We start from the raw sequence: 24373 nt of genomic DNA on the forward strand, positions 1-24373 counted from the left end.
AACTCGTAGAGCTCGTCCTGCAGGCGCTTGACGATCTGGCCTTCCAGTACCACGTGAGTATCGTCGGCAGGACGAGCTCTACGAGTTCAAGGACGCCACCGGCACCATCCAGGTCGAGATCGACGATGAAGACTGGCCGGGTCAGCAAGTTTCGGAAACCGCCAAGGTGCGTCTGACCGGTGAAGTCGACAAGGACTTCAACAGCCGCGAGATCGATGTGGATCGCGTCGAGCTGATCAACTGATCGCGATGCCCCCAGCCCGCCCGCCACGTCAGTTCGTGGCGGGCTTTTTCGTGTTAGTCAGAGTAATCCACCATGCGTCGTCTGCTCTCCATCAATCCCTGGCTGTATCTGCTGCTTTTCGTGCTGGTGCTCACCGCTGTCCTGGGCCAGCAGTACCGGCTGTTCGAAAGAGCCTGGTTCTCCGTGCAGGAATGGCAGCATGGCGCGCAATGGCGCGGGCAGTCGTTGTGGCTGGGCGACTACCGCGTGGTAATCGAGGCCAAGCCCATCGCCGATATCAGCGACGTCTCGGCGCTGACCTACGACCCGAACCGGCGCAGCCTGTTCAGCGTCACCAACAAGCCGGCCAAGGTGATCGAGTTGAGCCTGCAGGGCGACCTGCTGCGCACCATCGACCTCGAAGGTTTTGGTGATCCCGAGGCCATCGAATATGTGGCGCCTGGCATCTATGTGATTGCCGATGAGCGCGAGCAGCGCCTGGTCAAGGTGCGTATCGATGGCGCCACGCGGGTGATCGATGCCGCCGACTTCCAACAGCTTTCGCTGGGTATCGGTCGTAACGGCAACAAGGGTTTCGAAGGCCTTGCCTACGACGCGCAGAACCAGCGCCTGCTGGTGGCCAAGGAGCGCGACCCGGTGCGCATCTTCGAAGTGCTCGGCTTCCCGCATGTCGATGACAGCAAGCCGTTGGCGCTGCAGGTCAATACCGATCCCAAGCGCGATGCCCGGCTGTTCGTGCGCGACCTCTCCAGCCTCGACTTCGATACGGCGACCGGTCATCTGCTGGCCCTGTCGGACGAATCGCGCCTGGTGATCGAGCTGAATGCCGCAGGCAAGCCGGTCAGCACCCTGTCACTGCTGCGCGGGCAGCATGGCCTGCAACACAGCGTGCCGCAGGCCGAGGGGGTGGCGACCGATGACGCGGGCAATCTCTACCTGATCAGCGAACCGAATCTGTTCTACGTCTTTCGCAAGCCGCAGTGACTGCCCTCAGTGCGAGTGGCTCTTGCCGACGTGGGTATGGCCGTCATCGGGCAAGGGCTGCACGCCGCCGCTGACATTGAGCTGGCGCAGGATGCCGCAGTCCTCCGCCTCCTGCGGGCCATTGCAGCGGTCGCGCAGTTCGCTTAGCTGGTCGCGCAGCGCCAGCAGACTGGTGATGCGCGCCTCCACGTGCTCGATATGTTCGTCCACCAGGCTGTTGATGCCGGCGCAGCTCTCATGGGGCAGGTCGCGCAGGGCCAACAGCCGCTGGATTTCTTCCAGAGTCATGTCCAGCGTCCGGCAATTGCGGATGAACACCAGGCGCTCCAGGTGCTCGTCGCCGTACAGGCGGTAATTGCCTTCGCTTCGCGCGGGCGCCGGCAGCAGCCCCTCGCGCTCGTAATAGCGCACGGTTTCCACCTGGCAGCCGGCCTTCTTCGCCAATTCACCGATTTTCATGCGATCGCCTCCGTGGGTGCTTGACCCTATAGTGACTACAGGGTGTGTACTGCGCAACAGAGACCTGACGGAGACTTGCCATGAGCCGCTGCTGCGATCACTCGCACCAACAGCCACCCACCCGCCACGAGCATGACCATGAGCCGGCGCTTCAGGCGTCCGTCGTCGAGCCGCTGGACGGGGCGGTGACCACCCGCATCCGCATCGAGCAGATGGACTGTCCGACGGAGGAACGCCTGATCCGCGATGCGCTGGGCCGGCTGCCTGGCGTGGCGGGCCTGCAATTCAATCTGCTGCAGCGCGTGCTTGTCGTCAGCCATGACGAAGGGGCGCTGGCTCAGGTAGTGCCAGCGATTCAGGCGCTGGGCTTTACCCCGCAAGTGGAGGATCAAGGCGCTGCTCAACAGCCGGCCGCCGCGCCGGCGAAGAAGCCCTGGTGGCCGCTTGCGCTGGCCGCAGTGGTGGCCACCGCTTCGGAGGTAGTGCATTTCGCCGCGCTCGGGCCGGACTGGTTGGTGGCAATGCTAGCCCTTGCTGCCATCGGTCTGTGTGGGCTGAATACCTACAAGAAGGGCTGGATCGCCCTGAAGAACCGCAACCTCAACATCAACGCCCTGATGAGCATCGCCGTGTCCGGCGCGGTGCTGATCGGCCAGTGGCCGGAGGCGGCGATGGTGATGGTGCTGTTCACCCTGGCCGAGTTGATCGAGGCGCGTTCGCTGGATCGGGCACGCAACGCCATCCGCGACCTGATGGACCTGGCGCCGCCGCGCGCCACGGTCAGGCAGACCGACGGCAGCTGGCAGGAAGTCGACGTGCAGGCCATCGCCCTCGGCGCCGTGGTGCGCGTTCGTCCGGGCGAGCGTATCAGCCTCGATGGCGAGGTGGTGGGCGGCAGTTCGACCGTCAACCAGGCGCCCATCACCGGGGAGAGCCTGCCGCTGGAAAAACGTGCGGGCGATCCCGTCTTCGCCGGCACCATCAACGAGGCAGGTTCGCTGGAGTTCCGCGTGACTGCCGCGGCGCGCGACACCACGCTGGCGCGCATCATCCATGCGGTAGAGGAGGCGCAGGGCTCGCGTGCACCGACCCAGCGCTTCGTCGACCAATTCTCGCGCATCTATACCCCTGTGGTTTTCGCCTTCGCCCTGGCGGTGGCCGTATTGCCGCCGCTGCTTAGCGGCGGCGCCTGGTTCGACTGGGTCTACCGCGCCCTGGTGTTGCTGGTGGTGGCCTGCCCCTGCGCGCTGGTGATTTCCACTCCGGTGACCATCGTCAGCGGCCTGGCGGCGGCGGCGCGCAAGGGCATCCTGATCAAGGGCGGCGTGTATCTGGAGAATGGCCGCCACCTGGCCTTGCTGGCGCTGGACAAGACCGGCACCCTGACCCACGGCAAGCCGGTGCAGACCGACAGTCTCCACCTGCTGGAGGTGGAAGAGTCCGTGCATGCGGTTTGGGCGGCGAGCCTGGCCGCGCGCTCCGACCACCCGGTTTCCAGGGCGCTGGCCCGGCGGGCTGAAGAAAAGGGGCAGGCACTGCTCGACGTCGAGGACTTCGAAGCGCTGCCGGGGCGCGGCAGCAAAGGCCGTATCGATGGCAGGCTGCTGTATATGGGCAATCACCGTCTGGTCGAAGATCTCCGGCTCTGCTCGGCGCAGTTGGAGCAGCGCCTCGAAGCACTGGAGCGTCAGGGCAAGAGCGTAGTAGTGCTGTGTGACGAGCAGCGCGCGCTGATGCTCTTCGCCGTGGCCGATACGGTGCGCCAGACCAGCCGCGAGGCGATTGCCGAGCTGCATGGGCTGGGCGTGCGTACCTGCATGCTCACCGGTGACAACGCCCACACTGCGGCGGCCATCGCCGAGCAGGTCGGCGTCGATGAGGCGCGCGGCGACCTGCTGCCGGCGGACAAGCTGGCCTGGATCGAGACGAGCCAGGCGCGCGGCAAGGTGGTCGGCATGGTGGGCGATGGCATCAACGATGCGCCGGCGCTGGCCAGGGCCGAGATCGGCTTCGCCATGGGCGCCGCTGGCACCGATACGGCGATCGAGACGGCCGACGTCGCACTGATGGACGACGATCTGCGCAAGATTCCGGCTTTCGTCCGTCTTTCCCGGCAGACCCACGCGATCCTGCTGCAGAACATCGTCCTGGCGCTGGGCATCAAGGCGATCTTCCTGGGCATGACCCTGGCGGGCGCGGCGACCATGTGGATGGCGGTGTTCGCCGACATGGGCGTCAGCCTGATGGTGGTGTTCAACGGCCTGCGCCTGTTGCGCAAATAAGGAAGCTGCCATGAAGTTGCAAGAAGCCATCGACGAAGCCTTCAACCAGGCGCTGCACGAACTGGCTGCCCGCCGTAGCGCCGCAGCGCTGGTCTGGCTGGAGCGGGCACACATCCTCACCCAGCGTCGCCCATGGCTGCATGCACGTTCACATTGGCTGATGCTGCGCGCCGGCTGGCAACAAGGCGATATGCGTGAGGTGCTGGGGCAAGTGCCGCGCATCCTGGCGGCGCTGTTGTTCTCGCGCATCTGGGTACCCGTCGGCAACACCGGACGGGCGCGGGTCAGTGCCTTTCAACCGATGCCGGTCACTGAGGATTTACAGGCATTGCTGGCATCTGAACGTCAGCAGCGAGTGCCGGAAGCCTAGGCATCCGGCACTCGCCTCGTCATATCAGAACAGGTAATGCAGGCCCAGGGTGTAACCGGCCTGGTCACCATTGTCGTGCTGTAGACGTGCATTGGCCTCGGCGTAGACGGCAAAGGCTTCGCTGACCGCCAATTGTGCGCCCAGGCGCGCGCGGGCGAAGTGTTTGTCGTTCTCCAGGCCATTGGCCACGCGCCGCGCCGAGCCATCGGCGAGACTGGTCACCACGAAGTCCTCGCTCATGCCATCGCCCAGTTCCTCGATCCAGGCCAGGCTTGCGTAGGGCTGCAGGCGTATCGCCCCATCCAGGGCGAAGTGGCCGCGTACCTGCCAGCCGAGGCTCAGCTCCATGGAGTCGAAACGTTCGTCATCGAAGCGCAGGGCAGTGCGTTGCGTGGACTTTTCACTGAAACCGTCGAGCTTGTAGTGGCGATAGTCGATGCCCACTTGCGGGCCGGTACGCCAGTCGCCGAAGAGCAGGTCATAGCCACCGAGCAGGCGCGCCCCCCAGAAGGTCGCGTCGGTCTCGCCGGAGAGCCGCTGGTTGAGCAATACGGGCCCGCCAGCGTTGCCCTGGATGAACACCGAACGGTCCAGGTCGAAGCGGGTACGGCCCGCGCTGATGTCGGCATTCAGCCACAGCGGTCCGGCATTGCTCAGCAGCGCATAGAGGCCCGCCTGCCAGGTATCGCTCTCGACCTTGCCGCCGTGCTGCAGGTCATCCTTGCCGCGGGTGAAGCTCAGGCCGGCGCCAAGGTTCAGCCATTCGCTGAGCTGGGTGTCGCCGAACATATAAGCGGTAGCCTGGCGCGAGCGCTGGTCCAGCGGGCTATCGAAGCCGCCGCTGGGCGAGAACTGGCCTTCCACGCCAACGCTGCCGTCGACACTGCCGACTTCGCGCGGTGTGGCCCGCAGGGTCTGCCAGCGGCGTTCGAGCAGTTGCTGGTGGGTCTGCTGCTGGCGTGCCAGGGTGTCTTCCAGGGTGCCCAGCATGGCGCCGCCGGATTGTGCCGCGTAGCGCAGGTCGGTGTTGGTGGCTTCCAGCACCAGGCGGGTCAGCAGCCGGGAATAGTCACGTAGGCGTTGTGCGATGCGCTCCTCGCCGAAAGCGCCGACCAGCACGGTCTCGTTGTCGAGGGCCGGGTTGTGCCAGGTCGCGCCACCCGGGATGGCCGGGTTGGTGGTCTGGTCATAACCATCGAGGGCGCCGATTTCCCAGTTGGTGGCTTCCAGGAACAGCACCGGAATACCCAGCCCCTCGAAGCTTTCGGCGTCGCTGCAGCAGCCGGTGCCTGCCGGGTAGCCGGCGTTGAGGCCTGGGTTGGTGTGCAGGTCGATGCCCAGCTCCTCGGCGATGCGGAAGGTGTGTTCGCGCAGCGACGCCAGCTCTGGCGCGGCAACGCTGTCGGAGCCGGCGTGGGCGTACATCATGTCGCCGGTGATCAGGCTGTCGATGTTGATCATGCCGGTCAGGCGGGCACGTGCCTCGGTGTCCAGGGAGGCGACGTAGGCGCGCGAGCCCCTGAGCCCTTCTTCTTCTGCGCCGAAGCCGATGAAGGTCACGCCGTCCTCGAAGGAAAGCCCCGCCAGGTTGCGGGCGATCTCCGTCAGCACGCCGGCGCCCGAGGCGTTGTCGTCCAGGCCCTGCAGGGTGGGGCGGCCAAAGTAGGTATCGAAGTGGGCGCCGATCACCAGGTTGTTGCCGGTAATACCGCGCGTCTCGGCGATCACGTTCTGCGAGTTGCGGTTACCTGCCCAGGTGAAATCCTGGCGATAGTTGTCGTAACCGGACGCCGACAGGCGTTGTTCCATCCAGGCGGTCGCACCGGCAAAACTGGCGGTATCGCGGTAGCGGCCCGGGTAGTCGTTGATCAGCGTGTCGACGGTCACGCCGGCATACTCGCCGTACTGGTAGGCCATGGCCAAGGGGGATAACAGCGTGCCGGCCAGGCCCAGTCCCAGGATGAGGGGTTTGATCACATCATGCTCCTTATGGTGTTTTTGTGGCATTCAGCGCAGAGCAGTATGTGGGCCTGAAAGCGAAACGTGCAGGGAAATGACGCAGAAAATGGTGGCAGGTGTCGCGTCATCGTAAAAAACGGGCAGGTGCCGCGATGGCGCCGATTGCGTATGCGCGAATAACTGGCAGGCCGGGCGCTTATTTGGTGCAAGCAAGCGACGGGTTGGGCGGGGGGATGCCCCGCCCGGAGGGTTCAGCGCTTGAGCGTTTTCACGCCTTCGGCGGTGCCGAGCAGCAGCAGGTCGGCCGGGCGGGCGGCGAACAGGCCGTTGGTGACCACGCCGACGATGGCGTTGATGTCCGCTTCCAGCTTCACCGGATCGGTGATCGACAGGTTGTGCACGTCGAGAATGACGTTGCCATTGTCAGTCAGCACGCCCTCGCGATATACCGGGTCGCCGCCGAGCCTCACCAGCTCGCGGGCCACGTGGCTACGGGCCATGGGGATGACTTCCACCGGCAGCGGGAAGGCGCCGAGAACCGGTACCAACTTGCTGGCGTCGGCGATGCAGATGAAGGTCTTGGCCACGGCGGCGACGATCTTCTCGCGGGTCAGCGCGGCGCCGCCGCCCTTGATCAGGTGCAGGCGCTCGTCGCTCTCGTCGGCGCCGTCGACATAGAACTCCAGCTCGGCGGTGCTGTTGAGGTCATAGACCGGGATGCCATGGCCTTTCAGGCGCGCGGCGGTGGCTTCGGAGCTGGCCACGGCGCCGTCGAAGTCCATCTTGTGCTTGGCCAGTGCATCGATGAAGAAGTTGGCGGTGGAGCCGGTGCCGACTCCGACGATGCTCTTGGCGTCGAGGCGGGGAAGAATGTGGTCGACGGCGGCCTGGGCCACGGCCTGTTTCAGCTGATCCTGGTTCATTGCGGGGGAATGCCTGGAAAGGTAAGGAGATGTGGCGCGAATTATAGCCGCAAGTGGCGTGCTGACGGGGCAGAACCCGCGCGTTCGTATGGTCGCCCGGCGCGGCGCTGGGGTAGACTCGGCAGTCCCTCAAAGCCCGAACGCCTGCGAAATCGCCATGCTCGAACAGTACGTGAAGAAGACCCTCACCTCGCGCGTCTACGACGTCGCGGTGGAAACCCCGCTGCAACCCGCCCGTCAGCTCAGTGAGCGGCTGGGCAGCCAGATTCTGCTCAAGCGCGAGGATCTGCAGCCGGTGTACTCGTTCAAGATTCGTGGCGCCTACAACAAGCTGGCACAACTGTCCGCCGAAGAGCTGGCGCGTGGCGTGGTCACTGCTTCGGCCGGCAACCATGCGCAGGGCCTGGCCCTGGCGGCCAAGCATCTGGGGGTGAAGGCGACCATCGTCATGCCGCGTACCACGCCGGAGCTGAAGGTGCAGGGCGTGCGCTCGCGTGGCGGCAAGGTGGTGCTGCACGGCGATGCCTTCCCCGAGGCGCTGGCGCATTCGCTGAAGCTGGTGGAGGAGAAGGGCTACACCTACATTCACCCGTACGATGATCCGCTGGTGATCGCCGGCCAGGGCACCGTGGCCATGGAGGTGCTGCGCCAGCACCAGGGCCACATCGACGCCATCTTCGTGCCGGTCGGTGGCGGCGGCCTGATCGCCGGCATCGCTGCGTACGTGAAATACCTGCGTCCGGAGATCAAGGTGATCGGCGTCGAGCCGGACGATTCCAACTGTCTGCAGCAGGCCATAGCTGCAGGCGAGCGCGTGGTGTTGCCGACGGTCGGCTTGTTCGCCGATGGCGTGGCGGTGGCGCAGATCGGCCAGCACACCTTCGATATCTGCAAGCATCACGTCGATGAGGTGATCACCGTCAGCACCGACGAGATCTGCGCGGCGATCAAGGACATCTACGACGATACCCGCTCGATCACCGAGCCGGCCGGCGCACTGGCCGTCGCCGGGATCAAGAAGTACGTCGAGCGTGAGGGCATCAGGGGCGAAGTGCTGGTGGGCATCGATTCCGGCGCCAACGTCAACTTCGACCGCCTGCGCCACGTTGCCGAGCGCGCCGAGCTGGGCGAGAAGCGCGAGGCGATCATCGCCGTGACCATCCCCGAGCAACCGGGCAGTTTCAAGGCCTTCTGCGAGGCGGTGGGCAAACGCCAGATCACCGAATTCAACTACCGCTATCACAGCGAAGGCGAGGCGCACATCTTCGTCGGCGTGCAGACCCACCCGGAGAACGACCCGCGTCAGGCGCTGGTCGAGGGGCTGCGCGAGCAGGGCTTCCCGGTGCTGGATCTGACCGATAACGAGCTGGCCAAGCTACATATCCGCCATATGGTTGGTGGCCATGCTGCCGGTGTCGGTGACGAGGTGGTGCTGCGCTTCGAGTTCCCCGAGCGTCCCGGTGCGCTGTTCAACTTCCTGCAGAAACTGGGCGGGCGCTGGAACATCTCGATGTTCCACTACCGCAACCATGGTGCCGCCGATGGCCGGGTGCTGGCCGCGCTGCAGGTGCCGGAAGACGAACGCCACCTGGTGCCGGCGGCGCTGGACGCCATCGGTTATCCCTACTGGGATGAAAGCGACAACCCGGCCTATCGCCTGTTTCTGGGCTGAACACTGCCTTCGACGTAACCCGCCGCAGCGCGCTGGCGGGTTGCACCCGCCCTACGTAATCGCCTGATAACAATGGAAGCCTCAATGGAACACTATCTGCTGGTTCGCATTCTCCACAGCGCCCCGGGCATATTGCTGCTGCTCGGCCTGATCGCCCACGGCGTCATGCTGTTCAAGGCGCAGCGCGGCGGTGATGCGGTCGTGCTGGCGCGTAAGCTGCGCGTGACCCTGCTGTTCAGCTTCCCGGCGTTCGCCGTGCTGGCGCTGAGCCTGCCGGTTACCGGCTACTGGATGGTCGATACTGCCGGCTGGCCGCTGGGGCAGACCTGGCTGCTGCTGGGCAGCATTCTATATGGCGTGATGATGCTGCTCGGCCTGCTGTTGGCTGGTCGTCTGGCAGCCTGGCGCGCGCTGGGCGATACGCCGGCGCCGACAGGGTTGAAGCGCCTGTGCCTGATCTATGCCGGGCTGATCCTGGTGTTGCTGATCGTCATCATGGCGCTGATGGGCGCCAAGCCCGCCTGAGCCGGGGAGCCGGACAGCATCCGGGCTGCGCTTTTTTGTAGGAGCGAATTTATTCGCGATCCTCGCGAGTACGAAGACAAAGCTCTTCGCGGATAAATCCGCTCCTACAGTATCGCAGGCGTGCTCGCGTCAATGTGCGATCAGGGCTTGCCTCAGCGCAGCGAGATCACCGGCCAGCCGCGCTCGATGGCGGTGGCGCGCAGCACGTCGTCCGGGTCGACCGCCACCGGGTTGGCTACCGCCTCCAGCAGAGGCAGGTCATTGCGCGAGTCGCTGTAGAAGTAGGCGTCGTCCAGGTTGTAACCCGATTCGGCCAGCCATTCCTTCAAGCGCGTCACCTTGCCGCCCTGGTAGCACGGCGTGCCGGTGATCTGCCCGGTATAACGGCCGTCCTGCATGCCGCATTCGGAGGCGATCAGCGTCTCCACACCCAGGCGCTCGGCGATCGGCGTGGTGATGAAGCGGTTGGTGGCGGTGATGATCACCAGCTTGTCGCCCGCGGCGCGGTGCTTCGCCAGCAGCGCCTCACCCTTGGCCAGGATGATCGGCTCGATCACCTCGGCCATGAACTCGCCATGCCACTGCGCCAGTTGCGCCATTTCGCTACGCCCAAGGATGGCCTGGCTGAAATTCTGGTAGGCCACGATGTCCAGCTTTCCGGCGCAGTAGTCGGCATAGAAGGCATCGTTGCGCGCCAGGTACTCGGCTGCGTCGACCAGGCCGCGCTGACAGACGAATTCGCCCCAGCTGTGGTCGCTGTCGCCAGCCAGCAGGGTATTGTCGAGATCGAAAAGGGCCAAGCGCACGGTTCTGTACCTGTTCTTCACATGTTTGGGGCGCGCCAGAATAGCCGCTTTGACCGGGCTTTCCCACTGCCGCCAAACCCGCGTTGCTGCTGGACTCGGCTTTGTGGAACAATGCCGGAACTTGCGTGTACGAGGTTGCTTGCCGTGATCGACTCCGATGGTTTCCGCCCGAATGTCGGCATCATCCTGACTAATGATGTCGGCCAGGTGCTTTGGGCCAGGCGTATCAATCAGGACGCCTGGCAGTTTCCGCAGGGCGGCATCAATGATCGTGAATCGCCGACCGATGCGCTTTACCGTGAACTGAATGAAGAGGTCGGGCTCGAAGAGCAGGACGTGAAGATCCTCGCCTGCACCCGCGGCTGGTTGCGTTATCGTCTGCCGCAGCGCCTGGTGCGCACGCACAGCCAGCCGCTGTGCATCGGGCAGAAGCAGAAATGGTTCCTGTTGCGCCTGACCGGCGGTGAAGACCGCGTACGCATGGACCTGACCGGCAAGCCGGAGTTCGACGGCTGGCGCTGGGTCAGCTACTGGTACCCGCTGGGGCAGGTGGTCACATTCAAGCGCGAGGTGTATCGCCGTGCGCTCAAGGAACTCGCCCCGCGCCTGATAGTGCGCGACTGATACGGACCCCAATCGAGCATGCTCAATACGCTGCGCAAGATCGTCCAGGAAGTGAATGCCGCCAAGGATCTCAAGGCGGCATTGACGATCATTGTGCAACGGGTGAAGGAAGCGATGGGCAGTCAGGTCTGCTCGGTCTACCTGCTCGATCCGGAAAGCAACCGCTTCGTGCTGATGGCCACCGACGGCCTCAACAAGCGCTCCATCGGCAAGGTCAGCATGGCGCCGAGCGAGGGTCTGGTCGGCCTCGTCGGTAGCCGCGAGGAACCCCTGAACCTCGAGGATGCCGCAGGCCACCCGCGCTATCGCTACTTCGCCGAGACCGGCGAGGAGCGCTATGCCTCCTTCCTCGGTGCGCCGATCATCCACCACCGCCGTGTGATGGGCGTTCTGGTGGTGCAGCAGAAGGAGCGCCGCCAGTTCGACGAGGGCGAAGAAGCCTTCCTGGTGACCATGAGCGCGCAGCTCGCCGGGGTCATCGCCCATGCCGAGGCGACCGGTTCGATCCGTGGTCTGGGGCGCCAGGGCAAAGGCGTGCAGGAGGCCAAGTTCGTCGGCGTGCCGGGTGCGCCGGGGGCAGCGGTCGGTACCGCTGTCGTGGTGCTGCCCCCGGCCGATCTCAATGTAGTTCCCGACCGTAGCGTCGATGACATCGCCGCCGAACTGGAACTGTTCGACAAGGCGCTGGGTTGGGTGCGCGAGGACATGCAGGAGCTGTCCGAGAAGCTCGCCACGCAACTACGCAAGGAAGAGCGCGCGCTGTTCGACGTCTACCTGATGATGCTTGAGGACGCCGCGCTGGGTAATGAGGTGCGCAAGGTCATCCGCACCGGCCAATGGGCGCAGGGCGCCTTGCGTCAGGTGGTGCTCGACCACGTCAAACGCTTCGAACTGATGGACGATGCCTACCTGCGCGAGCGCGCCAGCGATGTGCGCGACCTCGGCCGCCGCCTGCTCGCCTACCTGCAGGAAGAGCGCAAGATTTCCCTGGTCTATCCCGACAACACCATCCTGGTCAGCGAGGAACTGTCGCCGGCAATGCTCGGCGAGGTGCCAGAAGGCAAGCTGGTCGGCCTGATCTCGGTGACCGGCTCGGGCAACTCCCACGTGGCGATCTTCGCCCGCGCCATGGGCATTCCCACGGTGATGGGTGTGGTCGACCTGCCGTACTCGAAGATCGACGGCATCAAGCTGATCGTCGACGGCTACCACGGCGAAGTCTTCACCAACCCCAGCGAGCTGCTGAGCAAGCAGTACGCCGATGTGGTCGAGGAGGAGCGCCAGCTCACCGAGGGCCTCGACGCCCTGCGTGCGCTGCCCTGCGAGACGCTCGACGGCCACCGCATGCCGCTGTGGGTCAACACCGGCCTGCTCGCTGACGTAGCCCGTGCCCAGCAGCGCGGTGCCGAGGGTGTCGGCCTGTACCGCACCGAAGTGCCGTTCATGATCAACGAGCGCTTCCCCAGCGAGAAGGAGCAGCTCGCCACCTATCGCGAGCAGCTGCAGGCCTTCCACCCGCTGCCGGTGACCATGCGCACCCTGGATATCGGCGGCGACAAGGCGCTGTCCTACTTCCCGATCAAGGAAGAGAACCCCTTCCTCGGCTGGCGTGGCATCCGCGTCACCCTCGACCACCCGGAAATCTTCCTGGTGCAGACCCGCGCCATGCTCAAGGCCAGCGAGGGGCTGGACAACCTGCGCATCCTGCTGCCGATGATCTCCGGCACCCAGGAACTGGAAGAGGCGTTGCACCTGATTCACCGTGCCTGGGGCGAAGTGCGTGACGAAGGCACTGACGTGCCGCTGCCGCCCATCGGCCTGATGATCGAGATTCCCGCGGCGGTCTACCAGACCCGCGAGCTGGCGCGGCAGGTGGACTTCCTCTCGGTCGGCTCCAACGACCTGACCCAGTACCTGCTCGCGGTGGACCGCAACAATCCGCGCGTGGCCGATCTCTACGACTTCCTCCATCCTGCGGTGCTGCAGGCGCTGCAAAAGGTTGTCAACGACGCGCATCTCGAGGGCAAGCCGGTGAGCATCTGCGGCGAGATGGCCGGCGACCCGGCTGCGGCCGTGCTGCTACTGGCCATGGGCTTCGATTCGCTGTCGATGAACGCCACCAACCTGCCCAAGGTGAAATGGCTGCTGCGCCAGGTCACCCAGAGCAAGGCCAAGGAGTTGCTCGGTCAGGTAATGACCATGGACAACCCGCACTTGATCTACAGCACCTTGCACCTGGCGCTGCGCAATCTGGGCCTGGGTCGGGTGATCAACCCGGCTTCGAATATTCAGGCCTGATTCGCATAGCAGGCCGTTGAAAAACTACCTGCGTTGCCATTGCTGCGTTAAAAACAGCCTCGCGTGCGACCCAGGCTAGGCGCCCCCGTCAAAAATGCTCATTTACAACACGTAAAGTCGAGCGCGACTCCGAGCGTTTTTCGGCTGTTTTTGTGGGGCCACCATCGGTATGCACTGGCTGCCTCGGCTCGGGCTTCCTGCTTCGCTCTGCCTCCTGCATCCGTGCAGTCGTCGCCTACGTTTTTCAACAGCCTGATAGGTAGGAGCGAGCTTTGCTCGCGAACCCTGGCTACGCAGAAAAGCTTCGCGAGCAGAGCTCACCAGTGGGAGGCGCTTCAGCGGCGAAAAGCTCGCGGCTAAAGCCCCTCCTACAACGGCTGTACCGCGCAGAACTGTTCCCCGGATTACATCCGTGCTACCCGCTGAATGCCACCTCGCCCAACACTGCGCCCTGCGGCCCGAAGCTGCGCTCGGTGATGCTCCAGCGCCCATCTCCGTAAAGATTCAAAGCCGTACTGGCGCGGGTGCCGTAGGCCTCGCCAATGATGAAGGCAGTCGACAGCAGGCGTTCCGTCGCCAGCCCTACGCCAGTGTCCGGCAACAGATGATCGGCCGGCGGGCTGTTGTCGGCGAGCAGCGCCAGCAGCGCTTCATCTTCGGCATCGATGCGCTCGCCGAGGGCGTTTCTGGCACGCAGCAGCTTTGGCCAGGGCGTATCGAGATTGGCGTTGGACAGGCCATAGAACCCGCGCTCCAGTTGCCGAGGCCGTCCTCCCTGGGAATTGAAATGCCAGAGCTGATGGCGATCACCGACCAGCAGGTTGAAACCGGCATATTCGGCCGCGTCGCGCATGATCCTGTCGAGGTAGGCGGGCGGCGATTCCTGGCCCTGCAGGTAGTCGGCCGTCAGCGCGCCGCGTGAGCGTGGGCCGGCCTTCTGCTCCAAGTCTCGGATGTTGGTCAGTGCGGCGAAGCGGCCTTGCGTGGTGACGCCAAGCCAGGTGCCGCCGGCTTGCAGGTCGCGGCCGGCGAATACGCCGGGTGCATCCTGCCACTCGCCCAGCGCTGTGCTGGGGCGCGCATAGAACTCGTCGCGATTGGATGCCAGGCGCAGCACCGTCGGGCTTTCCGGCTGCCAGGCGAAGACGATCAGGCACATGCGCATTCCTCCAATGACGGAGTCTGGCAGGCTAGCGAGCTGAGGCGCGAGCGGCAACCGTTCCGTCGATCCGTGTGCCGTTGCGAGGGCATTTCCGCTACCATGCCGCTTTGTTTTTTGGGGGTGTCGATGGAACTGCTGCTCTACCTGGTGCTGGGCTCGGCTGCCGGTGTGCTGGCTGGCCTGTTCGGCGTGGGTGGCGGTCTGATCATCGTGCCGGTGCTGGTGCTGAGCTTCACCTCGCAGGGCATTGCGACGGAAATTCTCACCCATCTGGCAGTGGGCACATCCCTGGCGACCATCGTCTTCACCTCGATCAATTCGCTGCTCGAACATCATCGCAAGGGCGCTGTGCGCTGGCCGCTGTTCCGCTGGCTGACCCTGGGCATTGTGCTCGGTGCAGCGCTGGGGGCTGTGACCGCTGCGCTGATCCAGGGGCCGATGCTGCAGAAGATCATCGGCACCTTCGCCATCGTCGTGGCCGCGCAGATGGCGCTTGACCTGAAACCCAAGGCCAGCCGCGGTGTCCCAGGCAAGCCGACGCTGACGGTGGCCGGAGGTGTGATCGGCTGGGCCTCGGCAATCTTCGGCATCGGCGGTGGTTCGCTGACCGTGCCCTTTCTGGTCTGGCGCAGCGTGCCGATCCAGCAGGCGGTGGCGACCTCGGCAGCCTGTGGTTTGCCGATCGCCATCGCCGGTGCGCTGAGCTTCATGTTTACTGGCTGGGGGAATGCCAATCTGCCGCCTTGGAGCGTCGGTTACGTGTACCTCCCGGCCTTGCTGGGCATCGCCGTGACCAGCATGTTCTTTGCCCGTTTTGGTGCGCGCCTGGCTCATCGCCTGTCGCCGCAGTTGCTCAAGCGCCTGTTCGCCCTGCTGCTGTTCAGCGTGGGCGTGAGTTTTTTCATTTAAGGAGTCCTGGATGCTGCCTTATCCGCAGATCGACCCGGTGGCCATCGCCCTCGGCCCCCTGAAAATCCACTGGTACGGCCTGATGTACCTGATCGGAATCGGTGGCGCCTGGCTGCTGGCCTCGCGCCGGCTGGAGCGTTTCGACGCGCGCTGGAACAAGGACAAGCTGTCCGACCTGGTGTTCTGGGTGGCCATGGGGGTGATTCTCGGTGGGCGCCTGGGCTACGTGTTGTTTTACGACCTGGCGGCCTATGTCGCCGATCCGGCGAAGATCCTGCGGGTCTGGGAAGGCGGCATGTCCTTCCATGGCGGCCTGATCGGGGTGATGCTGGCGACCTGGTGGTTCGGCAAGCGCAACGGCAAGAGCTTCTTCGAGCTGATGGACTTCATCGCGCCGCTGGTGCCGATCGGCCTGGGTGCCGGGCGCATCGGCAACTTCATCAACGCCGAGCTGTGGGGCAAGGCCAGCGACGTGCCTTGGGCGATGATCTTCCCCACCGATCCGCAGCAACTGGCGCGCCATCCTTCGCAGCTGTACCAGTTCGCCTTGGAAGGCGTGGCGCTGTTCACCATCCTCTGGTTCTATTCGCGCAAACCGCGCCCAACCATGGCCGTGTCCGGCATGTTCGCCGCCTGCTATGGCGTGTTCCGCTTCATCGTCGAATTCGTCCGTGTGCCGGATGCCCAGCTGGGCTACCTAGCCTGGGGCTGGCTGACCATGGGGCAGATTCTCTGCCTGCCGATGATTCTCGGTGGCATTGGTCTGATCGCGTACGCCTACAAGCGCCAGCCCGTTCAAGGAGTCGCCTGATGAAACAGTACCTCGACCTGATGCGCCACGTGCGCGAGCACGGCACCTTCAAGGAAGACCGCACCGGCACCGGCACCTACAGCGTGTTCGGCTACCAGATGCGCTTCGACCTGGCTGGTGGTTTCCCCATCGTCACCACCAAGAAGTGCCACTTGCGCTCGATCATCCATGAGCTCCTGTGGTTCCTGCAGGGCGACACCAACATCAAGTACCTCAAGGACAACGGCGTCAGCATCTGGGACGAGTGGGCCGACGAGAATGGCAACCTCGGCCCGGTTTACGGCTACCAGTGGCGCAGCTGGCCGGCGCCGAATGGCGAATCCATCGACCAGATCGCCAAGCTGATCGAGATGATCAGGACGAACCCGGACTCCCGCCGCCTGATCGTCTCGGCCTGGAACCCGGCGCTGGTCGAGCAAATGGCCCTGCCGCCGTGCCATGCGCTGTTCCAGTTCTACGTGGCTGACGGCAAGCTTTCCTGCCAGCTGTATCAGCGCTCGGCGGACATCTTCCTCGGCGTGCCCTTCAACATCGCCAGCTACGCGCTGCTGACGTTGATGGTGGCGCAGGTCTGCGACCTGCAGCCGGGCGAGTTCATCTGGACCGGCGGTGATTGCCACCTGTACGCCAACCATATCGAGCAGACCGACCTGCAACTGACCCGCCAGCCGCTGCCGCTGCCGACCATGAAGCTCAACCCCGAGGTGAAGGACCTGCTGGCTTTCAAATTCGAGGACTTCGAACTGGTTGGCTACGAAGCGCACCCGCATATCAAGGCGCCAGTGGCGGTCTGAGACTTGCGTCTGGGCAGTTAGTCGGGCGCGGTTTGCTACCCTTTCACCGAACACGTGAAGAGGGAGTCTCTGGTGAGCCGAATTGCACTGGCCCTGCTGCTGGTACTGAGTTGCCTGACAAGTCATGCCGACCCCCAACCGCTGCGGGTCGGCATCACCGAAGTGCCGCCGTTCGTGATCCAGGGCGAGGATGACAGCTGGAGTGGCATCAGCATCGATCTGTGGAATGCCATAGCCGAGAAGAACGGCTATACGTTCGAGTACCGGCCGATGCCCTTCGGCCAGCTGTTCGACAGCCTGGAGCAGGGCGAGGTCGACGTGGTGGTCGGAGCGCTGACCATGACGCCCGAGCGCGAGGTACGCTTCGACTTCACCCATCCGTTCTACTACACCGGCCTAAGCATCGGCGTGCCGGCGACATCGTCGGCTGGTGGCTGGAGGACTTTCACGCGGCTGTTCTCCTGGGGCTTCATCAGCGTAGTGCTGGGCCTGGTTGCGGTGTTGATGCTGGTGGGCACGGTGATCTGGCTGTTCGAGCGGCGGCGTAACCAGGCGCAGTTTCCCGAGGCGCCCGTGCGCGGCCTGGGCGATGGGTTCTGGTGGGCAGCAGTGACCATGACCACCGTCGGCTATGGCGACAAGTCGCCGGTGACCCTGGGCGGGCGGCTGGTGGCCGTGGTGTGGATGTTCGCTGCGCTGATCATGGTTTCGACCTTCACCGCGGCGATGACCACGGCGCTAACGGTGAGCAACCTGCAAGGCAGCATCCAGGGGCCCGGCGATCTGCGAGGCGTGAATGTCGCCAGCGTGCAGCGCACTGTCAGCGCGCGCTGGCTGGAGGAGCAGCGCATTCGCCAGAGCAGCTACCCGAACCTGACCGAGGCGTTGCTGGCTGTGCAGCAGGGCAAGGCCGATGCCATCGTCTATGACAAACCCATTCTGCAATACCGCAATCGCGAGTTGCTTGGCGCGCGCCTGCAGGTCCTCCCGGGCACCTTCGAGAACCAGAGTTACGGCTTCCTGGTGCGTAACGGCAGCCCGCTGCGTGAGCCGATCGGCCGGGCCATCCTCAGCACCTTGAGTGAGCCGCAGTGGCCGCGAACGGTGAGCGATTATCTGGGCGAGGCGCTTTGAGCTCCGTCGGGGCGTGGTGATAGCCAGCCACCGACGCAACGCATCAGGGGCGTGCCTGTTACGCCTGTCCCAGCTCTGCCGCCACGCGCTGCACCTGTTCATGTCGCTCGGCGTCTTCGAGGCGTGCGCCGGGATTGAGCGACGACCACTCGGGGTGCGCCCGCGCCACGTTCAGTGGCGTGGGCAGCTTGCCCTGGCGCCACAGGGTTTCCTGCGGGGCACCGAGGCTGATGGCGTCCATCGCCGCGTGGCCGCGCACGTCCAGTGCAGCCAGCAGTTGCTGCTGGCGCAGGGCGAGCAGACGCAGCACGGCGTCGTCGACGGTCAGCTCGCGCTGGCCCTTCAGTTTGCCTTTCAGCCTTTCCCCATAGTTGCGCAGGGTCTGTGCGCTCCCGCCGATCACTGCGCCCAATGCGGCAGCTGCACCCATGGTCAGGCCGCCGACCAGCAGGTCGACGCCGACGCCGGTGGCCGCACCCGCGGCCATGCCGCCGCCGACCTTGATCCCCAGCTGCTTGATGGTTTCCGGATTGAACAGGTCGTCACCCCAGCGACCGTCGAGCAGCGGCAAGTCGGCCGCTTTGGCGTCGCTGCTGCGGAAGGCATACAGGCGCAACAGCGCCTCGACGCAGCGCTGCTCGCGCTGACGAATGGCTTCGCGCAGCTCGCTCACCGCGGCCTGCTCCAGCAGTGGCTGAGCGGCGACGCTGCGGCGACAGGCTGCGCAGTCGATCAGCAGTTCGGCGATCAGCCGGTTGCCGGCCTGGCGCCGGGCTTGGCGCTGCGCTTCGTGATCCTCGATCAGGCGCTGCAGTTGCGGACGCGAACGTTCCAGCAGCAGGGCCAGGCTTTCATAGAGGCGCCGCTCGCCATCCTCCGGCGGTGCCACGCTGTCGAATGCCACCAGGGCGTGCAGGCCGAGGCGGGCCAGGGCCTCGCGCCACTCGCCTTCGCGGTGGTGGGCGCTGGCAACGAAGTTGAGCACCGGCAGCAACGGGCGGCCACACATGGTGAGCACCGCCAGTTCGTCACGGTACTTGGCCAGCACCGGCTCGCGCACGTCAATCACGTACAGCCCGGCATCGGAAGCCATGAGCTGGCGCAGCACCTTGGCCTCCTGCTCGTAGCGCTGGCGCGCCTCGCTGCCTTCAAGAAAACGCGCCAGGCGCGCCGGGCCATCCAGCCGCTCACCGGGGCGGTCGAGGCGCTCCAGATAATCGAACAGGGCGATGGCGTCTTCCAGGCCGGGGGTGTCGTACAGCTCCAACAGCGCCTGGCCGTTCACCGACAGGCGCGCACCCTCGACATGGCGCGTGGTGCTGGCGCGCGGTGAGACCTCGCCGAACTCCACGTCGCGGGTCAGGGTGCGCAGCAGCGAGGTCTTGCCGACGTTGGTATGGCCGACCAGGGCGAGTTTCAGCGGCGGGCTCATGGTGTGGCCTCGGCCGGGTAGCTCGGAGGCAAGAGAGCGGGCATTGGGGTAGGAGCGAGCTCTGCTCGCGAACCATGGCAAACGGCAAAAGTTTCGCGAGCAGAGCTCGCTCCTAAATGAAGGCCGTGTGCCTGCGGCTCTCTAGTCATACCCTGTCTCCAGCCAGTTCAGCGGCGCCGTATCACCGTGGCTCAGCCCCAGGTTGGCGAGGGCCTGATGCCAGTCCGCCAAACGTGCGCTGTCCAGGCTTTCGCCGGGGGCAGGTGGCAGCAGCCAGATGCGCGTGGCAGAGGCCGAGCGGGCCAGCTCGCCGAGCAGCGCCAGCGTGCCGCGGTCCGGCGAACGCCGCGGGTCGCAGGCGATGGCCAGGCGTTCGGGCGGGAAGCGGGTCAGTTGCTCCAATAATTGCCGGCGCTGTTCGCGGCTGTCGATCACCCCGGCATCGGCCACCCCCTTGGGTAAGGGGCCGGGTGGCCAGGTGCGGCGGTCGTCCAGCTCCAGGCCCAGCAGCAGGGCGCCGCTGCCCGTCTGGGGATTGGCGCCGCCCTGCGGCTGGTGCAACTCGGTGGGGGCCAGATCGCAGACACCGAGGCGTTCGCTGTCCGGCTGCAGGCGCTGGCGCAGCAGGCCGTAACCGGGCAATTCAAGATCCAGGCGCAGCGCGTCCTTACCCGATTGCCAGCGCCACAGGCACAGCAGCATCAGCAGCACGCGTGGCAGCAGGCCATAGACCAACAGCACGCCGACCAGCCAGGCGGCCCAGCTTTGTCGCGCCGCTTCGCTGGCAATCGCGGCATCGCCGCTGGCGCGGATCAGTTCCACGTTCGGCAGGTTGAAACCGAGCAGGGCGGGCAGGGCGCCGATGGCCTGGGTCAGGGCGATGAAGGTGTCGCCGCCAAGGATGGTGGTCTCCCAGACGAAACCGTAGCGCCGCGTAGCGAGCATCAGCAGCAAGGTGGCCAGGGCGCTGAACATGGCCAGTGCCCATAGGCCGTGCACCAGCAAACCCAGGCCCCAGCGAGTCAGGCGTTGGCGCTGCAGCATCACCAGCAGGGCGGGCATCAGCTGCGCAGCGCTGGCGTCGCGTGCCAGCTTCGCGCTGAGCCACAGCCATACACGGCCGAGAGCGCCGGCGCTGTCGCGGCTCAGCGACAGGCCAAGCAGCCAGCCGATCAGCATGAGCAGATTGAGGCCCAGCAGGCTGCCCAACGCCCAGAACACGTTGACCGGGCGGCTGCCGTCACCGAGGGCGGTCAGCGCCAGGCCGAGGCCACTGAACGCGGCCAGCACGGCCAGAGCCAGCAGCGCCAGGCGAGCACCCTGGAGCCAGTGCTGCAGGGCCTGCCACTGGCCGTCGCGGCGACTCAGCAGCAGCGCACGCTGCTGGATGCGCTCGGCGAGTTCGCCGCCCTGTGCGCGCACCAGGCGGTTGGCCTCGGCGTCGTCGAGCGGGCCGGCGTGTTCCTCGCGCAGGCGAATGGTCTCGCTGAGCCAGAGGCGTTGGAAGGGCGTGGAGGAGGAGGCGTCTGTCACGCGGCGTCTCGTCGTTCGGATCAGGGGTTGAGAATAACCCCTGATCCGCCCCGGCGCGACTCAGTGCTGCTCGCGCAGACGCACGGCGATATCCGGCTGGTCGATGAACAGGCCGTCGATGCCGGTGGCGATAAAGGCGCGCAGTTCCGCCTCGATGTCGCCGCGCTCGCTCGGCTCGCTGCCATTGCGCAGGCTGGTCGGCAGGAAGGCGTTCTCGGCGCGGAAGGTATAAGGATGAACCTTGAGTCCGGCAGCATGGGCGTCACGTACCAGGCGGGTCGGCGTGGTCAGGTTGCCGGCGGCGTCGCGCGGGATGACCATGCCTTTCTCCGGACCAATGCCGCTGGCGTAGCGGGCGATGGCCTTCAGACCCTCTGGCGTGATCATCTGCGCGTAGCCGAGGCCGGTGCCGAGTACCTGCTGGTCATAGGGCTGGCCCTCGGTCCACAGCAATTGCACCAGGCGTACCTGGGTCAGGCGGCTGAGGGTCTTGAGGTTCTCCACCTCGAAGGACTGGATGTATACCGGCGCCTTGGCGCTGTTATAGCCGTTGTGCTTGAGCACCTTGACCAGCGGCGTCTCCATGGCCAGGCCCAACTGCTGGAAGTGCGTGGGGTGCTTGGTTTCCGGATACAGGCCGATGATCCGCTGCTGGCTGAGCTGCAGGCTCTTCACCAGGTCGATGATCTCCTGCAGGGTGGGAATCTCGAACTGGCCATCGAAGCGTTGGTTGGCCGGGCGCTGCTGGGGAATACGCTCGATGGCGCGCAGGGTCTTGAGTTCGGCCAGGGTGAAGTCCTCGCTGAACCAGCCCTCCAGGCTGACGCCGTCCACCGTCTGGGTGCGCTTGCGGCTGGCGAACTCCGCACGCTGCGCCACGTCGGTGGTCAGCCCCAGCTCGTTGTCGTGACGGGCCACCAGTTGGCCGTCGCGGGTCATCACCAGGTCCGGCTCGACATAATCGGCGCCCTGCAGCACAGCCAGGGCATAGGCTGCCAGAGTGTGTTCGGGGACGTAACCGCTGGCGCCGCGGTGGGCGATCACCAGCGGTTTGGCGTCGCCACGAGGTTTGCCCTTGTGCGCCAGCGGCTGCTGCTGTGCCCAGTCGATGGCGGCTTGTACGCTATCGGACTCGGCGGGTGCGGCAAGGCCGAGGGTTGGCAGCAGCAGGCCAGCGTAGAGCAGCCAGCTGCGAAGCGGTTTCTTCAACATGGGGGTACCTCCTTGCACGGGGTGGGAGCCCAAGCCTGCACCGGTAAGGGTGACGATTGTGCGACAGAGGTCCAAGCCTAGACGGTTCTGTGCGCCATTGGGCAAAGGCAAAGGTGGGCTGCGGGTGCGCCGGCCCCTCTGATATGCTCGCGGCCATGAAAACGACACTGCCCCTTTGCCTCATCGCTGCGCTTGCGCACAACCGCGTGATCGGTCGCGACAATCAACTGCCCTGGCATCTGCCGGCGGACCTCAAGCACTTCAAGGCCATGACGCTGGGCAAGCCCATCATCATGGGGCGCAAGACCTGGGACTCGCTCGGGCGCCCGTTGCCAGGGCGGCTCAATATCGTGGTCAGCCGTCAGCCTGGGCTGATCCTGGAAGGCGCCGAGGTGTTCGCCACGCTGGAGGCGGCCATCGAGCGTGCCGATGCCTGGGCGCGTGCAGAAGATGCTGAGGAGCTGATGCTGATCGGCGGCGCGCAGCTCTACGAGTTGGGCCTGGCCCAGGCCGATCGCCTGTACCTGACGCGTGTGGGGCTCGATCCCGATGGTGACGCTTTCTTCCCGGAAATCGACGAGTCTGCCTGGCGCATGACGTCCAGCGTCGAGCATCCGGCTTCTGCCGAGACGCCGTTCTACGCCTTCGAGGTGTGGGAACGGCGCGGCGCATAACGATAACGATCCTTCCGGCCGTCGCTGTCTCCAGCTTCTCCTGCGCGGCGTGACGGCCATTGCCTTGCCTGCGGTTACTTCTTTTCGCTTCTGATGCAGGTATTTCGATGACAGATCAATCGTCCATCGACGAGCGCCCGAGCGCCGTCGCCGCACTCTTCGTGCGCCACCCATTGTGGGAGGATGCGTTGGCCTTGCTGTTCGGCACCGCCCTGGTGGCCTTGGGCATCGCCTTCTACGCCCACGCTGGCTTGCTTACGGGCGGTACCGTCGGCATCGCGTTTCTGGCCAACTACCAGGCCGGCTGGCCGTTCGGGCTGGTGTTCTGCCTGGTCAACCTGCCGTTCTACCTGCTCGGCATCTGGCGCATGGGCTGGGGCTTCACCTTGCGTACCGGCTGCGCGGTGCTGCTGGTTTCGCTGCTGGCCGAACTGACGCCGCATTGGGTCGCCTTCGCCCATCTCAGCGCGCTTTATGCCGCTCTGTTCGGTGGGGCTGCGATGGGCCTGGGGTTGCTCATGCTGTTCCGCCACCGCGCCAGCCTGGGCGGGGTGAACATTCTCGCCCTGTACATGCAGGAACGCTTCGGTCTGCGCGCGGGCGCCGTGCAGATGGCCATCGACGCGAGCATCGTGCTGGCGGCTATCTTCGTGGTGTCGCCAGACAAGGTGCTGCTCTCGGTGCTGGGGGCGGTGATGCTCAATCTGGTGCTGGCGATCAATCACCGGGCGGACCGCTACGTCGGTGTCAGTTGATCCCTGCAACGAACGAGGGGCTGCCTCGCTGGAGCAGCCCCTCGTCGGTTTTCGCGGAGGCGAAAATCAGATCACTTCGGTGAACTGGATGATCTCGACCCAGTAGCCGTCTGGGTCCTTGATGAAGGCGATGTCGCGCATGCGACCGTCGGTCAGACGCTTCTGGAAGTCCACACCGAGGTCTTCGAAGCGCTGGCAGGCGGCCTTGATGTCCGGCACCGACACGCACAGGTGGCCGAAACCGCGCGGGTCGCTGTTGCCGCTGTGGTAGGAAAATTCCGGGTCCTTCTCGGTGCCGTAGTTGTAGGTCAGCTCCAGCACACCGGGGATGGATTTGCGCCACTGGTGGCGGGCGGCCGGGTCAGCCGGGATCTGCGACTTGTCATTGATCAGTGCGAGGAAGTACAGGCTGAATTCGGCCTCCGGGAAATCCTTGTTCTCCAGCAGGGTGAAGCCCAGCACGCGGGTGTAGAAGTCCAGCGACTTCTGCAGATCCTTCACGCGGATCATGGTGTGGTTGTAGACGAAGTCTGCGGTGGCGACGTCGGGCTTGGCGGTCACGCCGGCAATGGCGTTGAGCTCGTCGAGGGTCATGGGGGGGCTCCATCAGGCGGTGATTGGGCGAGTCGGCAAGTTGAATCGACATAGATGGCTGCGAGGCAGGCGTTTTTCAAGGCTGGCGCTGCAGGCCGCCTGGATGGGCTGCCCTCGAATGGTATCTGGGTAGCTGTGGGAGCGAATTTATTCGCGATTAGCGCGCGCGGAGCATCGGATGGATCGCGAATAAATTCGCTCCTACAAGGGGCTGCGT

At 65.1% G+C, this 24373-nt stretch carries 22 protein-coding genes and 1 pseudogene; 14 read left to right on the top strand and 9 right to left on the bottom strand.

Features of this window, described 5'->3' with window-relative positions; all coding sequences use genetic code 11:
* Positions 1–61 precede the first annotated feature (61 nt).
* Positions 62–244, top strand: a pseudogene (locus B3P22_RS12170) (NirD/YgiW/YdeI family stress tolerance protein); the annotation flags it as partial.
* 72 nt (positions 245–316) lie between these two features.
* Positions 317–1228 carry an SdiA-regulated domain-containing protein gene (locus B3P22_RS12175; protein WP_296271133.1) on the top strand — a complete coding sequence of 304 codons (912 nt, stop codon included), beginning with the start codon at positions 317–319 and terminating at the stop codon, positions 1226–1228.
* A 6-nt stretch (positions 1229–1234) separates the two neighbouring features.
* Here B3P22_RS12175 and cadR read toward each other — a convergent pair whose 3' ends face one another.
* The gene (gene cadR / locus B3P22_RS12180; protein ID WP_197856754.1) at positions 1235–1687 is read right to left on the bottom strand and encodes a Cd(II)/Pb(II)-responsive transcriptional regulator; all 453 of its coding nucleotides are present in this window, start codon (positions 1685–1687) and stop codon (positions 1235–1237) included.
* Positions 1688–1767: 80 nt separating this feature from the next.
* Here cadR and B3P22_RS12185 point away from each other — a divergent pair, with 80 nt between their 5' ends.
* On the top strand, positions 1768–3969 hold the full coding sequence (locus B3P22_RS12185; RefSeq protein WP_296271134.1) for a heavy metal translocating P-type ATPase: 2202 nt from the start codon (positions 1768–1770) through the stop codon (positions 3967–3969).
* Positions 3970–3979: 10 nt separating this feature from the next.
* The gene (locus B3P22_RS12190; protein WP_296271135.1) at positions 3980–4339 is read left to right on the top strand and encodes a DUF3703 domain-containing protein; all 360 of its coding nucleotides are present in this window, start codon (positions 3980–3982) and stop codon (positions 4337–4339) included.
* 24 nt (positions 4340–4363) lie between these two features.
* On the opposite strand, the gene B3P22_RS12195 is transcribed toward B3P22_RS12190, so the two are convergent.
* Together B3P22_RS12195 and rpiA are read right to left on the bottom strand one after the other, a co-directional pair.
* Positions 4364–6316, bottom strand: a complete 1953-nt coding sequence (locus B3P22_RS12195) for an autotransporter outer membrane beta-barrel domain-containing protein (protein ID WP_296271136.1) — start codon at positions 6314–6316, stop codon at positions 4364–4366.
* 233 nt (positions 6317–6549) lie between these two features.
* Positions 6550–7221, bottom strand: a complete 672-nt coding sequence (gene rpiA, locus B3P22_RS12200; RefSeq protein ID WP_296271137.1) for a ribose-5-phosphate isomerase RpiA — start codon at positions 7219–7221, stop codon at positions 6550–6552.
* A gap of 88 nt (positions 7222–7309) precedes the next feature.
* Between rpiA and ilvA the strand changes: the two genes are divergently transcribed.
* Positions 7310–8893 (top strand): threonine ammonia-lyase, biosynthetic, encoded by a 1584-nt coding sequence (ilvA, locus tag B3P22_RS12205; RefSeq protein ID WP_275546834.1) that lies wholly within the window; start codon positions 7310–7312, stop codon positions 8891–8893.
* Between the two features lie 84 nt (positions 8894–8977).
* Positions 8978–9418 carry a DUF2269 family protein gene (locus B3P22_RS12210; RefSeq protein ID WP_275546835.1) on the top strand — a complete coding sequence of 147 codons (441 nt, stop codon included), beginning with the start codon at positions 8978–8980 and terminating at the stop codon, positions 9416–9418.
* Between the two features lie 152 nt (positions 9419–9570).
* Here the strand turns inward: B3P22_RS12210 and B3P22_RS12215 are convergent, their stop codons facing one another.
* A complete protein-coding gene (locus B3P22_RS12215; protein ID WP_275546836.1) occupies positions 9571–10224 on the bottom strand; it encodes an HAD family hydrolase in 654 nt (217 codons plus the stop codon).
* Positions 10225–10368: 144 nt separating this feature from the next.
* On the opposite strand from B3P22_RS12215, the gene B3P22_RS12220 reads away from it, so the two are divergent.
* Together B3P22_RS12220 and ptsP are read left to right on the top strand one after the other, a co-directional pair.
* Entirely contained in the window at positions 10369–10848 is a 480-nt protein-coding gene (locus B3P22_RS12220; RefSeq protein WP_275546837.1) for an RNA pyrophosphohydrolase, read from the top strand.
* An 18-nt stretch (positions 10849–10866) separates the two neighbouring features.
* Complete coding sequence (ptsP, locus tag B3P22_RS12225; RefSeq protein WP_197856763.1) at positions 10867–13146, top strand: phosphoenolpyruvate--protein phosphotransferase; 2280 nt, start codon at positions 10867–10869, stop codon at positions 13144–13146.
* Between the two features lie 415 nt (positions 13147–13561).
* Here the strand turns inward: ptsP and B3P22_RS12230 are convergent, their stop codons facing one another.
* Complete coding sequence (locus B3P22_RS12230) at positions 13562–14305, bottom strand: NRDE family protein (RefSeq protein ID WP_296271138.1); 744 nt, start codon at positions 14303–14305, stop codon at positions 13562–13564.
* Between the two features lie 129 nt (positions 14306–14434).
* Between B3P22_RS12230 and B3P22_RS12235 the strand changes: the two genes are divergently transcribed.
* The 4 genes from B3P22_RS12235 (at position 14435) to B3P22_RS12250 (ending at position 17956) form a co-directional block, all read left to right on the top strand.
* Positions 14435–15217: a sulfite exporter TauE/SafE family protein gene (locus B3P22_RS12235; protein ID WP_296271139.1), complete on the top strand. Its 783-nt coding sequence runs from the start codon at positions 14435–14437 to the stop codon at positions 15215–15217.
* A gap of 10 nt (positions 15218–15227) precedes the next feature.
* Positions 15228–16028 carry a prolipoprotein diacylglyceryl transferase gene (lgt, locus tag B3P22_RS12240; protein WP_296271140.1) on the top strand — a complete coding sequence of 267 codons (801 nt, stop codon included), beginning with the start codon at positions 15228–15230 and terminating at the stop codon, positions 16026–16028.
* Positions 16028–16822 carry a thymidylate synthase gene (locus B3P22_RS12245; protein ID WP_296271141.1) on the top strand — a complete coding sequence of 265 codons (795 nt, stop codon included), beginning with the start codon at positions 16028–16030 and terminating at the stop codon, positions 16820–16822. Before lgt ends, B3P22_RS12245 begins: the two co-directional genes overlap by 1 nt.
* A 72-nt stretch (positions 16823–16894) precedes the next feature.
* Positions 16895–17956, top strand: coding sequence for a transporter substrate-binding domain-containing protein (locus tag B3P22_RS12250; RefSeq protein WP_296271142.1), 1062 nt, complete (start codon positions 16895–16897; stop codon positions 17954–17956).
* A 58-nt stretch (positions 17957–18014) separates the two neighbouring features.
* Here B3P22_RS12250 and B3P22_RS12255 read toward each other — a convergent pair whose 3' ends face one another.
* From B3P22_RS12255 to B3P22_RS12265, 3 genes are all read right to left on the bottom strand, one after another.
* Entirely contained in the window at positions 18015–19388 is a 1374-nt protein-coding gene (locus B3P22_RS12255; RefSeq protein ID WP_296271143.1) for a GTPase/DUF3482 domain-containing protein, read from the bottom strand.
* 141 nt (positions 19389–19529) lie between these two features.
* A complete protein-coding gene (locus B3P22_RS12260) occupies positions 19530–20921 on the bottom strand; it encodes a DUF2868 domain-containing protein (RefSeq protein WP_296271144.1) in 1392 nt (463 codons plus the stop codon).
* Positions 20922–20981: 60 nt separating this feature from the next.
* Positions 20982–22133, bottom strand: coding sequence for a glycerophosphodiester phosphodiesterase (locus tag B3P22_RS12265; protein WP_296271145.1), 1152 nt, complete (start codon positions 22131–22133; stop codon positions 20982–20984).
* Between the two features lie 143 nt (positions 22134–22276).
* Between B3P22_RS12265 and B3P22_RS12270 the strand changes: the two genes are divergently transcribed.
* Positions 22277–22807 (top strand): dihydrofolate reductase, encoded by a 531-nt coding sequence (locus B3P22_RS12270; protein WP_296271146.1) that lies wholly within the window; start codon positions 22277–22279, stop codon positions 22805–22807.
* A gap of 107 nt (positions 22808–22914) precedes the next feature.
* The gene (locus B3P22_RS12275) at positions 22915–23562 is read left to right on the top strand and encodes a YitT family protein (protein ID WP_296271147.1); all 648 of its coding nucleotides are present in this window, start codon (positions 22915–22917) and stop codon (positions 23560–23562) included.
* A gap of 66 nt (positions 23563–23628) precedes the next feature.
* On the opposite strand, the gene gloA is transcribed toward B3P22_RS12275, so the two are convergent.
* The gene (gloA, locus tag B3P22_RS12280) at positions 23629–24156 is read right to left on the bottom strand and encodes a lactoylglutathione lyase (RefSeq protein ID WP_296271148.1); all 528 of its coding nucleotides are present in this window, start codon (positions 24154–24156) and stop codon (positions 23629–23631) included.
* Between the last annotated feature and the right edge of the window lie 217 nt (positions 24157–24373).

Source organism: Pseudomonas sp. UBA6323, from assembly GCF_002439135.1.
Taxonomy (GTDB): Bacteria; Pseudomonadota; Gammaproteobacteria; order Pseudomonadales; family Pseudomonadaceae; genus Aquipseudomonas.

What these genes read in the sequence shown, in the direction of transcription:
- B3P22_RS12185 (WP_296271134.1), top strand. Translation starts at nt 1,768, where the DNA reads ATGAGCCGCTGCTGCGATCACTCGCACCAACAGCCACCCACCCGCCAC.
- lgt (WP_296271140.1), top strand. Translation starts at nt 15,228, where the DNA reads ATGCTGCCTTATCCGCAGATCGACCCGGTGGCCATCGCCCTCGGCCCC.
- rpiA (WP_296271137.1), bottom strand. Translation starts at nt 7,221, where the DNA reads ATGAACCAGGATCAGCTGAAACAGGCCGTGGCCCAGGCCGCCGTCGAC.
- B3P22_RS12210 (WP_275546835.1), top strand. Translation starts at nt 8,978, where the DNA reads ATGGAACACTATCTGCTGGTTCGCATTCTCCACAGCGCCCCGGGCATA.
- cadR (WP_197856754.1), bottom strand. Translation starts at nt 1,687, where the DNA reads ATGAAAATCGGTGAATTGGCGAAGAAGGCCGGCTGCCAGGTGGAAACC.
- B3P22_RS12275 (WP_296271147.1), top strand. Translation starts at nt 22,915, where the DNA reads ATGACAGATCAATCGTCCATCGACGAGCGCCCGAGCGCCGTCGCCGCA.
- B3P22_RS12235 (WP_296271139.1), top strand. Translation starts at nt 14,435, where the DNA reads ATGGAACTGCTGCTCTACCTGGTGCTGGGCTCGGCTGCCGGTGTGCTG.
- B3P22_RS12265 (WP_296271145.1), bottom strand. Translation starts at nt 22,133, where the DNA reads ATGTTGAAGAAACCGCTTCGCAGCTGGCTGCTCTACGCTGGCCTGCTG.
- gloA (WP_296271148.1), bottom strand. Translation starts at nt 24,156, where the DNA reads ATGACCCTCGACGAGCTCAACGCCATTGCCGGCGTGACCGCCAAGCCC.
- ptsP (WP_197856763.1), top strand. Translation starts at nt 10,867, where the DNA reads ATGCTCAATACGCTGCGCAAGATCGTCCAGGAAGTGAATGCCGCCAAG.
- B3P22_RS12175 (WP_296271133.1), top strand. Translation starts at nt 317, where the DNA reads ATGCGTCGTCTGCTCTCCATCAATCCCTGGCTGTATCTGCTGCTTTTC.
- B3P22_RS12255 (WP_296271143.1), bottom strand. Translation starts at nt 19,388, where the DNA reads ATGAGCCCGCCGCTGAAACTCGCCCTGGTCGGCCATACCAACGTCGGC.
- B3P22_RS12245 (WP_296271141.1), top strand. Translation starts at nt 16,028, where the DNA reads ATGAAACAGTACCTCGACCTGATGCGCCACGTGCGCGAGCACGGCACC.
- ilvA (WP_275546834.1), top strand. Translation starts at nt 7,310, where the DNA reads ATGGTCGCCCGGCGCGGCGCTGGGGTAGACTCGGCAGTCCCTCAAAGC.
- B3P22_RS12230 (WP_296271138.1), bottom strand. Translation starts at nt 14,305, where the DNA reads ATGTGCCTGATCGTCTTCGCCTGGCAGCCGGAAAGCCCGACGGTGCTG.
- B3P22_RS12190 (WP_296271135.1), top strand. Translation starts at nt 3,980, where the DNA reads ATGAAGTTGCAAGAAGCCATCGACGAAGCCTTCAACCAGGCGCTGCAC.
- B3P22_RS12270 (WP_296271146.1), top strand. Translation starts at nt 22,277, where the DNA reads ATGCTCGCGGCCATGAAAACGACACTGCCCCTTTGCCTCATCGCTGCG.